Source organism: Mycobacterium sp., assembly GCF_035697385.1.
GTDB lineage: Bacteria > Actinomycetota > Actinomycetes > Mycobacteriales > Mycobacteriaceae > Mycobacterium.
The window spans coordinates 1-13,503 of sequence record NZ_DASSCY010000121.1 but is presented as its reverse complement, the minus strand read 5'-3'; the positions used below and the strand labels follow the sequence as shown (position 1 = coordinate 13,503).

Annotated in this window: 14 protein-coding genes and 2 pseudogenes; 8 read left to right on the top strand and 8 right to left on the bottom strand. The window is 66.5% G+C overall.

What is annotated here, in order from left to right; all coding sequences use genetic code 11:
- The 3 genes and pseudogenes from VFH65_RS10565 to VFH65_RS10555 all read left to right on the top strand — a co-directional run.
- Nucleotides 1–322, top strand: a pseudogene (locus VFH65_RS10565) (2-phospho-L-lactate transferase); the annotation flags it as partial.
- On the top strand, nt 319–1,659 hold the full coding sequence (locus VFH65_RS10560; protein WP_353321268.1) for a coenzyme F420-0:L-glutamate ligase: 1,341 nt from the start codon (nt 319–321) through the stop codon (nt 1,657–1,659). The pseudogene VFH65_RS10565 and the gene VFH65_RS10560, both read left to right, overlap by 4 nt.
- Nucleotides 1,656–2,192, top strand: coding sequence for an NUDIX hydrolase (locus VFH65_RS10555; protein WP_353321267.1), 537 nt, complete (start codon nt 1,656–1,658; stop codon nt 2,190–2,192). The genes VFH65_RS10560 and VFH65_RS10555 overlap by 4 nt, the downstream gene beginning before the upstream one ends.
- 102 nt (nt 2,193–2,294) lie before the next feature.
- Here VFH65_RS10555 and VFH65_RS10550 read toward each other — a convergent pair whose 3' ends face one another.
- The 3 genes from VFH65_RS10550 to rfbD are packed head-to-tail and all read right to left on the bottom strand — an operon-like array spanning nt 2,295 to nt 5,150.
- Nucleotides 2,295–3,374 (bottom strand): NDP-sugar synthase, encoded by a 1,080-nt coding sequence (locus VFH65_RS10550; protein WP_353321265.1) that lies wholly within the window; start codon nt 3,372–3,374, stop codon nt 2,295–2,297.
- Nucleotides 3,374–4,231 carry a glycosyltransferase family 2 protein gene (locus VFH65_RS10545; protein ID WP_414688393.1) on the bottom strand — a complete coding sequence of 286 codons (858 nt, stop codon included), beginning with the start codon at nt 4,229–4,231 and terminating at the stop codon, nt 3,374–3,376. The genes VFH65_RS10550 and VFH65_RS10545 overlap by 1 nt, the downstream gene beginning before the upstream one ends.
- Nucleotides 4,232–4,271: 40 nt before the next feature.
- A complete protein-coding gene (rfbD, locus tag VFH65_RS10540; protein WP_353321262.1) occupies nt 4,272–5,150 on the bottom strand; it encodes a dTDP-4-dehydrorhamnose reductase in 879 nt (292 codons plus the stop codon).
- Between the two features lie 67 nt (nt 5,151–5,217).
- Here rfbD and VFH65_RS10535 point away from each other — a divergent pair, with 67 nt between their 5' ends.
- From VFH65_RS10535 to VFH65_RS10515, 5 genes are all read left to right on the top strand, one after another.
- Nucleotides 5,218–6,687, top strand: a complete 1,470-nt coding sequence (locus VFH65_RS10535) for an LCP family protein (protein WP_353321261.1) — start codon at nt 5,218–5,220, stop codon at nt 6,685–6,687.
- Nucleotides 6,688–6,689: 2 nt separating this feature from the next.
- On the top strand, nt 6,690–7,397 hold the full coding sequence (locus VFH65_RS10530) for a TIGR03089 family protein (protein WP_353321260.1): 708 nt from the start codon (nt 6,690–6,692) through the stop codon (nt 7,395–7,397).
- 3 nt (nt 7,398–7,400) lie between these two features.
- Entirely contained in the window at nt 7,401–8,054 is a 654-nt protein-coding gene (locus VFH65_RS10525) for a hypothetical protein (RefSeq protein WP_353321258.1), read from the top strand.
- A 15-nt stretch (nt 8,055–8,069) separates the two neighbouring features.
- Nucleotides 8,070–8,171 carry a multicopper oxidase domain-containing protein gene (locus VFH65_RS10520; RefSeq protein WP_353321256.1) on the top strand — a complete coding sequence of 34 codons (102 nt, stop codon included), beginning with the start codon at nt 8,070–8,072 and terminating at the stop codon, nt 8,169–8,171.
- Between the two features lie 114 nt (nt 8,172–8,285).
- Nucleotides 8,286–9,086 (top strand): class I SAM-dependent methyltransferase, encoded by an 801-nt coding sequence (locus VFH65_RS10515; RefSeq protein WP_353321254.1) that lies wholly within the window; start codon nt 8,286–8,288, stop codon nt 9,084–9,086.
- Between the two features lie 14 nt (nt 9,087–9,100).
- Here the strand turns inward: VFH65_RS10515 and VFH65_RS10510 are convergent, their stop codons facing one another.
- From VFH65_RS10510 to VFH65_RS10490, 5 genes and pseudogenes are all read right to left on the bottom strand, one after another.
- The gene (locus VFH65_RS10510; protein ID WP_353321253.1) at nt 9,101–10,411 is read right to left on the bottom strand and encodes a WS/DGAT domain-containing protein; all 1,311 of its coding nucleotides are present in this window, start codon (nt 10,409–10,411) and stop codon (nt 9,101–9,103) included.
- Nucleotides 10,412–10,607: 196 nt separating this feature from the next.
- Entirely contained in the window at nt 10,608–11,771 is a 1,164-nt protein-coding gene (locus VFH65_RS10505; RefSeq protein ID WP_353321251.1) for an acyl-CoA dehydrogenase, read from the bottom strand.
- A 41-nt stretch (nt 11,772–11,812) separates the two neighbouring features.
- Nucleotides 11,813–12,646: a class I SAM-dependent methyltransferase gene (locus VFH65_RS10500; RefSeq protein ID WP_353321249.1), complete on the bottom strand. Its 834-nt coding sequence runs from the start codon at nt 12,644–12,646 to the stop codon at nt 11,813–11,815.
- 11 nt (nt 12,647–12,657) lie between these two features.
- Entirely contained in the window at nt 12,658–13,170 is a 513-nt protein-coding gene (purE, locus tag VFH65_RS10495) for a 5-(carboxyamino)imidazole ribonucleotide mutase (protein ID WP_353321270.1), read from the bottom strand.
- Nucleotides 13,163–13,503, bottom strand: a pseudogene (locus tag VFH65_RS10490) (5-(carboxyamino)imidazole ribonucleotide synthase); the annotation flags it as partial. The pseudogene VFH65_RS10490 and the gene purE, both read right to left, overlap by 8 nt.

Sequence of the window (13,503 nt, the reverse complement as noted above, 5' to 3'; positions counted from 1 at the left end):
CATCCCCGGCATTCGTGGCGCCCTGCGATCGACGGCCGCGCGTGTGATCGGGTACTCCCCCATCATCGGGGGAAAGCCGTTGCGCGGCATGGCCGACGAATGCCTGTCGGTTATCGGGGTGGCAAGCACATCTGAAGCGGTCGGCGGACACTACGGTGCCAGGTCGGGTGTCGGCATTCTCGATGGCTGGCTGGTGCACGAAGGCGACGACGCCCAGATCGACGGAATCGAAGTGCGTTCGGTGCCGCTGTTGATGACCGATCCCGCGACGACTGCCGAAATGGTGCGCGCCGGAATGGATCTGGCCGGTGTGAAGCCATGACCGAGCATGGATCGGCGGCCGCGATCGAGCTGCTACCTGTCGCCGGGTTGCCGGAGTTCCGGCCAGGCGACGACCTCGCTGCAGCGATCGCCACCGCAGCCCCTTGGTTGCGTGACGACGATGTCGTGGTCATCACCAGCAAGGTGGTGTCCAAGTGCGAGGACCGCATCGTTGCCGCGCCGGCCGATCCGGACGAGCGAGATGCGTTGCGGCGCAAGTTGATCGACGCCGAGGCCGTTCGAGTGCTGGCGCGCAAGGGTCGCACGTTGATCACCGAGAACGCGCAAGGTCTGGTGCAGGCCGCCGCGGGTGTCGACGGCTCGAACGTCGGATCGACGGAGCTGGTCCTGCTGCCAACAGATCCCGACGGTAGCGCCGCGGCGCTGCGATCCGCGCTGCGTGAACGGCTCGGCGTCACCGTCGGCGTGGTCATCACCGACACGATGGGCCGGGCCTGGCGTAACGGCCAAACGGACTTCGCGATCGGCGCTGCGGGCCTGACCGTGCTGCACGGCTACGCCGGATCACACGACAGGCACGGCAACGAGCTGGTCGTCACCGAGATCGCGGTGGCCGACGAAATCGCCGCAGCAGCCGATCTGGTCAAGGGCAAGCTGACCGACATCCCGGTCGCGGTGGTTCGCGGCCTGACGTTGGCCGACAACGGATCCAATGCGCGGACCCTGCTGCGGCCCGGCGAGGACGACCTGTTCTGGCTGGGCACCGAGGAAGCGATCGCACTCGGCCGCGGCCAGGCCCAGCTGCTGCGCCGGTCTGTGCGGCGATTCAGCGACGAGCCCGTCGCGGCGGAACTCGTCGAGGCCGCCGTCTCCGAAGCGCTCACGGCACCAGCGCCCCACCACACCCGGCCGGTGCGGTTCGTGTGGATGCAGGACACGGCCTCGCGCCTGCGGCTGCTGGACCGGATGAAGGAGCAGTGGCGCGCCGATCTGACCGGCGACGGTAAGCCGCCAGACGCCATCGAGCGTCGCGTCAACCGCGGCCAGATCCTCTACGACGCACCAGAACTGGTGATCCCGTTTATGGTCCCCGACGGTGCGCACAATTACCCCGATGCGGGCCGCACAGCTGCGGAACGCACCATGTTCACCGTCGCTGTCGGCGCCGCCGTGCAGGCCCTGCTGGTGGCGCTGGCCGTGCGAGGCGTCGGCAGCTGCTGGATCGGATCCACGATATTCGCGGCCGATCTCGTGCGCGACGAGCTGGCACTGCCTGGCGACTGGGAACCCTTGGGCGCCATCGCCATCGGCTATCCGGACGAACCATCAGGACCGCGTGACCCGGTGCCGACCGACGGACTCTTGGTGCGCAAGTGAGCCTGCACGCCTCGGCGGTCGAGATGCTCACGGCATGGGCGGCACCGGATCCCGCTCAGGACACGCTGCGGCACGCGGTGCTGTCATTTCTGGCCGCGCGCCCCGACGGCTGTCTGCGCGAGTGCGTGCCTGGTCACGTCACCGCCTCCGCACTGGTCGTCGACCACACCGCCAGCCAGGTGCTGCTCACGCTGCATCCGCGGTTCGGCCGCTGGCTGCAACTCGGCGGGCATTGCGAGAAGACCGACGCCGACATCGTCGCGGCGGCACTGCGCGAAGCTACGGAGGAATCCGGCATCGACGACCTGAGAATCGACCCGAATCTGGCGGCGCTGCATGTCCACCCCGTCACCTGCTCACTCGGGGTACCCACCCGTCACCTCGACATGCAATTCCTGGTGCACGCGCCACGCGACGCCGAGATCGCTTGCAGCGACGAATCTTTGGATCTGCGGTGGTGGCCGCTCGATGCCCTGCCACCAGGTTGCGACTTCGGCCTCACGCAACTGTCAGAAGCAGCGCGTCGCAAGTGATTCTCCCTCGCGAGCGCACACCGTTGTACGGTTCCAGGCCCCAAAATCGTACAAGGGTGAGCGCTCGGCCCCGCCGCGCGGGCAGCTGGCCGCCCGCGCGGGTCAGATGTCGGTCGAGTAGCGGATGCCGCCGTCGGGAATCGTGACGCCCGGCCACACCCGCGCGCCGCGCAGCAGCTCGCAACGCGCCCCGATGTCGGCGCCGTCGCCGATCACTCCGTCGCGGATCAGAGCGCGAGGACCGATGCGAGCTCCGAACCCGATGATCGAGCGTTCGATCACCGCGCCAGCCCCGATCCGCACACCATCGAAGATCACCGCACCGTCAAGCCTTGCACCACCGGCGATCTCCGCGCCGCGGCCGACCACGGTGCCGCCGATGAGCAGTGCGCCAGGTGCCACACTCGCGCCATCATGCACCAGGCTCTCGCCACGATGCCCCTGCAGCGCAGGCGAAGGGGCGATGCCGCGCACGAGGTCCGCCGATCCGCGCACGAAGTCGTCCGGTGTGCCCATGTCCCGCCAATAGGTGGAGTCCACATAGCCACACACCCGCAGCCCGTCGGCCAGAAGTCCGGGGAACACCTCCCGCTCGACCGACAGCGCCCGGCCCTTGGGGATCTGGTCGATCACGTCACGCTTGAACACGTAACAGCCGGCGTTGATCTGGTCGGTGGGTGGGTCCTGCGTCTTCTCCAGGAACGCGGTAACCACTCCCTCGGAGTCGGTCGGCACACAGCCGAAGGCGCGAGGATCGCCGACCCTGACCAGATGCAGCGTCACGTCGGCGTTGTTGTTCTCGTGGCTGTCCAGCAACGCGCGCAGATCGGCCCCGGAGAGCACATCGCCGTTGAACACCACCGCGGTGTCATGCCGCAGCTTCGATGCCACATTGGCGATGCCGCCGCCGGTGCCCAACGGCTCGTCCTCGACGACGTAGTCGATCTGCAGGCCCATCTTCGACCCATCACCGAACTCCGATTCGAAGACCCCGGCCTTGTACGACGTGCCCAAGACCACGTGCTCGATGCCGGCATCGGCGATCCTCGACAGCAGGTGCGTCAGGAACGGCAGGCCCGCGGTCGGCAGCATCGGCTTCGGGGCCGACAGCGTCAGCGGGCGCAATCGGGTGCCAAGCCCACCGACCAATATGACGGCGTCCACCTGTGCCGGATTGACCACTAGTGCCGTCCTTTCGCCTGCCTACGCCGTGAATTTCGGACCACCAGGCCCGCTCGCGCGGCAAGGGCCGCCCTAATCGTCCACCGAAGCGGTGCCTGCCACCGCCTCGAATGCCGATCTGCGAGGAAAGTGTAGGTGCTCCGATGGTGGGCAGCCAAGTTGCGGGCCGGGTCCCGGCCAGTCGCGTGGCCCTTATCGTGCAAAATCTCCGCCGAGGGAACGTATACGTTCTGCCATCCGGCCTTGCCGAGGCGATCACCCAGGTCGACGTCCTCCATGTACATGAAGTAGCGCTCGTCGAACCCGCGGACCTCATCGAATGCGGAGCGCCGTAGCAACAGGCACGAACCGGAAAGCCAGCCGACGGGGCGTTCGCTGGGCTGGCGTTTCTCCTGGCGGTACTCGGCCGTCCACGGGTTGGATTTCCAGACCGGGCCGACGACCGCGTGCATTCCGCCGCGGATCAGGCTCGGCAGGTGTCTCGCCGACGGGTACACCGAGCCGTCCGGATCACGAATCAGCGGGCCGAGCGAACCGGCCCGCGGCCAGCGAGCAGCCGCTTCCAGCAGGATGTCGATGCTGCGCGGCCCCCACTGCACATCGGGGTTGGCGACGACGAAGAATTCGGACTCCGGCCCGATCTCGGCCGCCCCCAGATTGACCGCGGTGCCATACCCGAGGTTGCCGCCGGTGCGCAGCAGGCGGACGTTCGGATAGCGCTCCAGCGCTTCTTCCGGCGCCCCGTCGGTGGAGCCATTGTCGGCCATGATCACCGTCACCGGGCGATCGGTGGCATGCGACAACGACGCCAGGAACCGGTCGAGATGCGGTCCCGGTGAATACGTCACCGTGACCACAACCAGTTCGTCACTCACGGCGTAGAGGTTAACCGGCCGGTCATCCGACACCGCCGGAGAGCGCTGACACCAACGCTTCACGCCACGGCCGCAACGGCGTCAGCCCAGCAGCGGCGGACCGCCGTCCCGACAACGCGGAGTAGGGCGGCCGCGGCGCAGGCCGGGGAAACCGGTCGCTGCCGACCGGCCGCACCCGCTGCGGATCGGCCCCGACCGCCTCGAACACCGCCTGCGCCTGCTCGAAACGGCTGGCTTCTCCCTCGTTGGCGGCGTGCAGCACCGGAGCGCTGATGGCGCCGTCGGCGACCTCCAACAGCGCATCGACCAGATCGCCGACATACGTCGGCGACCCGATCTGGTCGGCGACCACGTCCACCGGCCCATCACCTGCCGCCAACCGGCGCATGGTGGCCGCGAAGTCGCCGCCGTCAGCACCCTCATAGACCCACGCCGTCCGGACGACGTGCGCGTCGGGCAACGCGGCCAGCACCGCCGATTCACCGGCCAGCTTCGTGCGGCCATAGAAGCTGATCGGGTCTGTTTCGTCGTCGACCTCGTACGGATGGGGCCCCTCACCGTCGAAAACACCGCTGAAGACGTAGTCGGTGGAGATGTGGATAAGGTTCGCGCCGGCCCGGGCGCAGGCGCTCGCGATGTTCCCCGGCCCGACGGCGTTGACGGCGTGAGCCCGCTCCTGGTCGGCCTCGGCGGCATCGACGTTGGTGTAGGCGGCGCAGTTGATCACCACGTCACCGGCAGCGACGACATGTTCGGCCGCCGTCGCATCGGTGATATCCCACTGCGACGACGTCAGCGCCAGCACCTGCCTGCCCTGTTTGCGGGCCCGATCAGCCAAATTCCGTCCGACCTGACCACCTGCGCCGGAGATAACGATTCGGTTTGGCTTCCGCGAAGACACAGTGACGAGTCTGGCACGCCGAGCAGCGCTACCCGGTGTGCGGCCGTCTCGCCAGTAGCCTGGGGTGATGCCTTCTCGCCTGCTCCGTGTCGCGTCTGTCACGATGGCCCTGGCGATCGTCGTGGGCACCGGTGTCGCCTGGGGCAAGATCCGGTCGTTCGAAGCCGGCATCAACCAGATCTCGCCCATCACCCTTGGTGAAGGCGGCGAAGACGGCGCGATCGACATCCTTCTCGTCGGAATGGACAGTCGCACCGACGCGCACGGCAACCCGCTTTCGGAATCAGAACTCGCGACGCTGCGCGCAGGCGACGACGTCGCAACCAACACCGACACCATCATCTTGGTGCGCATTCCGAACAACGGAAAGTCCGCAACCGCGATCTCCATCCCCCGCGACTCCTACGTCGAGGCGCCCGGCGTTGGCAAGATGAAGATCAACGGCGTCTACGGCTCGGTCCATCTGGAGAAGCTCAAAGAGCTCGTCGAAGAAGACGGCGTGGAGCAGGCCAAGGCAGAACCGGAAGCGACTGAGGCCGGTCGCGAAGCGCTGATCAAGACCGTCGCCAACCTCACCGGCGTCACCGTCGACCATTACGCCGAGATCGGACTGCTCGGCTTCGCCCTGATCACCGACGCCCTCGGCGGCGTCGACGTCTGCCTCAAAGAGGCTGTCTACGAACCACTTTCAGGTGCAGACTTCCCTGCCGGCTGGCAGAAGCTGGACGGGCCGCAGGCGCTGAGCTTCGTTCGGCAACGCCACGACCTGCCGCGCGGCGACCTGGACCGGGTGACCCGCCAGCAGGCCGTGATGGCATCGCTTGCGCACGAAGTCATCTCGAGCAAGACACTGTCCAGCCCAGCCACCCTTGACCGGCTGCAGCAGGCCGTCCAGCGGTCCGTGGTGATCTCCGACGGCTGGGACATCATGGATTTCGCCAAGCAGTTGCAGAATCTGGCGGCGGGCAACGTCGCCTTCGCCACCATCCCGATCCTCGAGGAGGCCGGGTGGAGCGACGACGGCATGCAGAGCGTGGTGCGGGTGGATCCGACCGAGGTCGAGGAGTGGGTGGCCGGCCTGCTGCACGACCAGGACGAGGGTAAGACCGAGGAATTGGCTTACACGCCAAGCAAAACCACCGCCGATGTGGTCAACGGCACCGACATCAACGGCCTTGCCGCGTCGGTGTCGCAGGTGCTGACCAACAAGGGGTTCACACCCGGCAGCACCGGCAACAACGAGGGCGGCCAGGTCACTGGCAGCCAGGTGCGGGCCGCCAAGGCCGATGACCTTGGCGCGCAGGCGATTTCCAAGGAGCTCGGCGGACTGCCGGTCGTCGAGGACGCGTCGGTGGCGCCCGGCTCGGTGCGGGTCGTGCTCGCGGCCGACTACACGGGCCCCGGCTCCGGCCTCGACGGCATCGACCCGACGCTGGCCACAGCCGACCCCGCCGCCTCCGGATCGACCGACTCGACCGAACCACCGCCGTCTCCGATCCTCACCGCCGGGTCCACCGACCCGGAATGCGTCAACTAGACGTGAGCACAGTCAGTTCCGCGATACTCGATCCGCTCATGGCCTCTGACCCGGCCGGGCCTCGAATCACCTACTACGACGACGCCACCGGCGAGCGCATCGAGCTGTCCACCGCCACGCTGGCCAATTGGGCGGCCAAGACCGCCAACCTCCTGCGCGACGAGATGGGCGCCGGCCCGGCCAGCCGCGTGGCGGTGCTGCTGCCCGCGCATTGGCAGACCGCCGCGGTGTTGTTCGGCATCTGGTGGATCGGCGCCGAAGCCGTGCTGGACGGCAGCCAATCCGACATCGCACTGTGCACAGCCGAACGGCTGCCGGAGGCCGACGACGCCGTCGGTGTCGGAGAGATCGCCGTGCTCTCGTTGGACCCGTTCGGCAAGCCGGTGCCCGACCTTCCTGTCGGCGTAACGGATTACGCCACCTCGGTGCGTGTGCACGGTGACCAGATCTCACCCGAACGCATCCCAGGCACCGGGCTTGACGGCCGCTCGGTCGACGAGATCCTCGCAGGCGCCCAAGCTGCCGCTGCCGCACAGGGTTTGACCGCCGGCGACCGAGTCTTGTCGACCAAGGGCTGGGAATCCGCCGACGACCTGATCGCCAATCTTTTGGCCGTTTTCGCCGTGGGTGCTTCACTTGTCCAGGTTGCGAATCCGGAACCGTCCGCGATGGACCGTCGTAGGCAGACGGAAAAGACCACCAAGGGGTAGCCCGTGATTCTCACCGCCCGATCGCTCGACGACTTGGCCAACGGCGGTGGAGTCACAGCCACCTTTCACGCCGGCAGCACCGCGCTGGGACACCACTGGCAGCTGTGTGCGCAAGACGGCTCAATCCTTGGCAGGACCGTCCGCGTGCACAACGGCGGCAAGGCCGCGCAGCGGTTCTGGAAGATCGTCACCGCCACCGGATTTGACGCCAACAACGACATTCACGTCGACGTAGTCGGCTCAGACGACCACTCGCTTGCCCGTGCCAGCTCGAGCTACACGAAAGAGACTGTCACCGTGGTAGACCCGGGCGGTCAGCAGGTGGCGCGCAGCAAGCGCGACAAGACGACGTTCTCCGTCTACGGCCACGACGACGGCGAAGTCGCCACGCTGACATGTGACGGCGACGGACCGTGGCCGGTGCGGGGCCCGGCCGGCGACGTTCTTGGCGAGGTGCTCGCCGGGGAGCCCGGGCCGTCGCTCTCGCCTGCGTTGTGGAATTGGGTCGACCCGCAGTGGGCGCTCAACTCCGCCACCTACGCCCGCGGCATGCACCTTGGCCTGCGTCGTGTGACGCGATACTCGTTCGCGCCGGCCGCACCCGTGCAGCTGCCGGCCGTTGCGCTACTGCCGCTTCTCTGCGGCCTGACCTACTGAGCTGGCAAAGAAGCTGTGCTGGTTGCGCCGCAGCAGACGGTGGAGTTCACGTTCGACACGGACAACGCTGGCAAGCGGATCATCCATTGTCACAACAGCTACCACCTCGACATGTGAACCGCGAGACTCATGCGGTCCACTTGGAACGATCGGCAGCCGCTCTAGCGACCACCATCAGCAAATAGCGTGCCGTGGCCAGCAGCTATAACCGGGCATCGTAAGCTGAGGCCCGTGGAGGGGTTCGCGAGGGATTTCACGGCGTACCGGCTGTACGGTCATCGGCGGGTCGGTGGCTACACCGAGTCCCCCGCTCTGAGCCTGCTGCAGGCGGTCGACACCGCCCAGCGCAGAGCGGGCATCGGCGGGCCGATCGCCGAGATCGGCGTGCACCATGGGCAGCTTTTCATCGCCATGAAGCTTCTCCAGCGCCCCGGTGAAGCATCGATCGCCATCGACCTGTTCGAGGATCAGGCGGCCAATATCGACAGGTCCGGCGAGGGCGACCGAAGCCGCTTTCTGCAACACATCGACAGATGGTCCGACCGCGCCGGGCTGGTCATCCACGCAGGCGATTCGACGAAGATCGCACCCGGCGACATTCCCGAAATGAAGGATGTCCGGCTGTTCTCCGTGGACGGCGGGCACACCGAAGAGATCGTGGAAAGCGATATGAGGCTGGCCGAGAACAGCCTCGCCGACGGTGGCGTCGTGATCGCCGACGACGTGTTCAACCAGCAGTGGCCGGGCGTGGCCGTCGGCACGGTCCATTATTTGGAGAACGGTGGCGCGCTGTTGCCGTTCTACATCGGCTTCAACAAGGTGCTGTTCGCCCACCCGGGCCATGCCGACGGCTATCGGCGGGCGATCGACGATGCGTATCGGGACCGGACCATGACCGCTGTGTTCAGCTCAGTGTTCGCCGGCCACGATGTCGGGGTGCTGGTGCCGGTGCCGAAACGTCCCACGGATATCGCACGCCGCAGCGAGACCGCGCGTGCGGTTTATCGACGACTGGCGTCGCTGGTGAAATAGCCGCTGCGCGAAAGTCATTCAGGGCGAAGGGCCGCGGTCAAGCGGTCGGTGTACTCGTCGAGATCGGTGATGACCGATTCGGTGGTGTTGACGCTGACCGCAAGCGTGTCGCCGATGCCATGGAGGCCATGCGTCAGGCCCATCACTGGCGACAGTGAGGGGTAGCCGCACGTCATAGTGACCGGGCAGCCGCCGAAGTGCAGATCTGCAGGACCGCGGTGAACGCTGGACACCGCCGTGTTGCCACGCACCATCGTCGGGCGCGCATCGGGGTTCAACCGCTTCACCCCCCACCATCGCAAGGGCGCGGGTACCGCGGCGAAGACGCGTTCGTTGGCGGCGAACGCGGGATGCTCGTGGTGGATGCGGCTCGTCCGCAGGTCTCGTGCGATCAGCGCAAGCCGCTCGGCCAGAGATCCGGCGTCGGGATGCAGTCCCACCCCGACCGCGTCGAAGTGGTTATATGCATAACGCACACCGGGTTTCGCCATCAAGACCTCGGCGGCCAACTGCGACGTGTCCTCGCCGCGGGCACGCAGGTAACCCGACAATGCTTGCGCGATTGCTGCCATCGCACCGACTGTGATCGTCGGCCCGGCTATCTGCGACGCGGGCACGACCACCGTACGCAGCGTGCGCGCACCGGAGGGCACGTCGTTGGTGCTCAGTGCGGGAACGGCGCTGCATCCGGGTGGAATCGTTCCGGCCTCGACGTCGTCGGCGAACCGGCGCTTCTGCAACTCACGCTCGACGACCCGCATGATCAGCCCGTCCGCCGGCCGGGCCGTCGCGCCGGGCACGTCCTCGTCACGACCGAACAGGTAGCCGGCCAACGCCGACGACCGAAGCCCGTCTGCGAGCGGGTGGGCGATCTGCAGCACCACCACCGTCGCGGTACCGGCGGTGCCTGGAACACCCGATAGATCGGGATAGACGTGCAGCTTCCACGCCGCCGCCCGCGGATCCAGCTGACGATCAATCAGTCCCGCAAGCTCACCGGAGAGCGCCTGCCATGTGCGCTCGGGCATGGCGTGGACGATCACCTGGTCGGGTTGGACGTCGGCACTGCACCAATCCGGGAAGAGCACGTCGAACCAGCGCGGGGCGATGCGCAGCTTCAAATCGGGGCTCGCGTTGGCACGGTCGAGGACGTCGGACACCGCGCGGTCCACGTCGGGACTGCCCGCGAACGCGTACACCAGGAATTGGTCCGTCGGGAACTTCGTGCCGAACCAGTACCACATGGCGTCTACCGGGGTCATCCGGTTCCCGAGCCGGCTGCGCTGGGACACGGTGATTGGGGGCAACGCGGTTCTCGCCGTCATCGATGGGATGCCCTGAATGGCGGTTCAGACCGTACATCAGAATTTGCCTGCGCGCACGTCAAAATTTGCCAGTGTTACGGCTGTATGCCAACGGGATTGCTGATGCTGCTGGTCGGCGAGTTAACCGTCGAGTTCAGCCGGTTGCCCGGTGCGATTTGCCAAAACAACGTATCGGCGACAAACCGATATTTCGGCCCTACTTCAGCAGTGCGCGTGACATGACGACGCGTTGGATTTGGTTGGTGCCTTCGTAGATCTGCGTGATCTTGGCGTCGCGCATAAACCGCTCGACCGGGAAGTCGGTGGTGTAGCCGTAGCCGCCGAACAGCTGCACCGCGTCGGTGGTCACCGCCATCGCCACGTCGGAGGCATAGCATTTCGAGGCCGCCGACAGGAAACCCAGATTGGGCTCCCCACGCTCGGCGCGCGCCGCTGCGGTGTACACCATCAGCCGGGCCGCCTCGATCTTCATCGCCATATCGGCAAGCATGAACTGCACAGCCTGAAAATCACCGATCGGCTTGCCAAACTGCTTGCGCTCCTTGACATATCCGATCGCGGCGTCCAACGCACCCTGGGCAATGCCCACCGCCTGAGCACCGATCGTCGGACGGGTGTGATCCAGCGTCGCCAACGCCGTCTTGAACCCGGTGCCGGGCTCGCCGATGATCCGATCCCCCGGAATGCGGCAATCCTCGAAGTACAGCTCGGTGGTCGGCGACCCCTTGATGCCGAGCTTCTTCTCCTTGGCGCCGACCACGAACCCTGGATCGTCTTTGTGCACGACGAACGCCGAAATCCCATTCGCCCCCTTATCAGGGTCGGTCACCGCCATCACCGTGTACCACGTCGAATGCCCACCGTTGGAGATCCAGCACTTGGCCCCGTTGAGGACCCACTCGTCACCCTCGGCGCGTGCGCGCGTGCGCATCGCCGCCGCATCGCTGCCGGCCTCACGCTCCGAAAGCGCATACGAGGCCACCGCCTCGCCATCGGCGATCGAGGGCAACACCTGCTTCTTGAGTTCCTCGGACCCGCGCATCAGCAGGCCCATGGTGCCCAACTTGTTGCAGATCGGGATCAGCGACGACGACGCGCACACCCGCGCCACCTCTTCGATCACCAGGCAAGCAGCTACCGCGTCGCCACCCTGTCCGCCGTACTCCTCAGGAATGTGGATCGCCGCGAAACCCGACGACGTCAACGCCGCCAGCGCTTCGTCGGTGTAGCGCGCCTTCTCATCCACGTCCGCCGCGTATGGCGCGATCTGGGACTCACACAAATCACGCAGCACCGCACGCAACTCGTTGTGTTCGTCAGAGAGCTTGAACGCGTCGAACGACGGGTTACCGATAGACATGGGGACTCCTTGCTACTCGCGGGTGAATTTACCGCGCGGGTTCAGCGGCCCGACTGGCCCCTGTCAGACACGACTCGCAGACCACGCACCATTTCGCGGTACGCGCGGTGATACACCGACCGCACTGTTTGGCTGCGGCGAAGAATGTCGACGGCAGTCTGCGGCACCACCAAGCCGACCTCGTGGCCCGCGAAGACCGACGAGCCGGTTCCCAGCCGCAGCTTGCCACCGACAGCGGCGTCGACCTCCGCGCGATAGGCCGCGCAGTAGTCGGGCTGGGCGAAGAAGACCTTGTTGAAGCCGATCAGGAACGGCGCGAGCTTCGCCCCGTCTTCCAGGTACCGCAGGGTGCCGACGGAGACGCCGGGCCACTGCTCGTTGAACACGTCGTCGGCGATGACGACACCGCCGTCGGCCAGCGTCGCCTCGGCGAGCTTCATGTCGCTGAACACGATCTCTTCGGTATGACCGCCGTCGACGCTGAAGAAGCGGATATCCCCGCCCGCGAGTTCGCGCAGCTTCTCCGGCTCCAGCTTGGTCGAGTCGCCCTGGTGCAACACCACGTCATCGGTGGACGCCCAGAGCTTGACGTTGTTCATGAACTTCTCGAGGTTGCCGTGCCCTGAACCGTCGACGTTGAGTTCTTGATCGTCGAAGATGTCGATCGCGACCGATTTTTCACCGTCGCGCTGCAGCAGGCGAAGCCCGATGAACAGCTTTCCGTGGTGCACGCCGATCTCGGCGATCGCACCCGCTACCTGTTTGGCGCGCTGTGCCGAGTTCAGTACGTCGAGCACCAACAGTATTTCGGGTTCGAGGAAGCCGGTGACGAGGCGCTGGCCAATGGCCCGGTACCTACCGAAGTTTCGCTCCATCGGTTGGCAGCCTACTGCCCCAGCAATCGATTACGCAGCGCCGCATCCTTTTGCAGCACCATGTCTTCGAGCCCGGCCTGGAAATCTTCGATCCGCTTGCGCAGTCCGGCATCCGCGGAGCCCAGAATGCGCACCGCCAGAAGTCCCGCGTTACGGGCCCCGCCGATGGACACCGTCGCCACCGGCACACCCGCAGGCATCTGCACGATCGACAGCAGCGAATCCAGCCCGTCCAGCTTCGCCAGCGGTACCGGTACCCCGATCACCGGAAGCGGCGTCGCCGAGGCCACCATGCCGGGCAGATGGGCCGCGCCGCCGGCGCCGGCGATGATGACCTCGATACCGCGACCGGCAGCGGTGCGCGCGTAGTCGAGCATGCGGGCCGGGGTGCGATGCGCGGAGACCACGCCGACTTCGAACGGCACATCGAATTCGGCAAGCGCGTGCGCTGCATCCTCCATCACGGGCCAGTCACTGTCGCTGCCCATGATCACCCCCACCCGCGGCGCAGACGCTTTAGTCATGGTCATGTCCACTCCATCCATCGGTCCATTCCGCGTGCGATAACCAGTGTGCGGCCCGGACCGCGCGTTCCCGGACATCTGCGACGTACGCGTCGTCGTCGAGCGATCCGCCCGGCGCGCCAAGGATGTTGACGTGTCCGATCTTTCGGCCGGGCCGCTCGCCCTTGCCGTACAGATGCACCCTGGCCTCGGGTATCCGGCCGAAAAGGTGGTGCAGGCGTTCGTCGATGCTCATCGCCGGAGTCGATTGTGCACCAAGCACATTGGCCATCACGGTCACCGGCGCGATCGGCGCCGTATCCCCAAGCGGATAGTCCAGCACCGCGCGCAGAT

Coding starts and splice junctions, on each gene's coding strand:
- VFH65_RS10560 (WP_353321268.1), top strand. CDS start 319: ATGACCGAGCATGGATCGGCGGCCGCGATCGAGCTGCTACCTGTCGCC.
- purE (WP_353321270.1), bottom strand. CDS start 13,170: ATGACTAAAGCGTCTGCGCCGCGGGTGGGGGTGATCATGGGCAGCGAC.
- VFH65_RS10510 (WP_353321253.1), bottom strand. CDS start 10,411: ATGACGGCGAGAACCGCGTTGCCCCCAATCACCGTGTCCCAGCGCAGC.
- VFH65_RS10500 (WP_353321249.1), bottom strand. CDS start 12,646: ATGGAGCGAAACTTCGGTAGGTACCGGGCCATTGGCCAGCGCCTCGTC.
- VFH65_RS10505 (WP_353321251.1), bottom strand. CDS start 11,771: ATGTCTATCGGTAACCCGTCGTTCGACGCGTTCAAGCTCTCTGACGAA.
- VFH65_RS10535 (WP_353321261.1), top strand. CDS start 5,218: ATGCCTTCTCGCCTGCTCCGTGTCGCGTCTGTCACGATGGCCCTGGCG.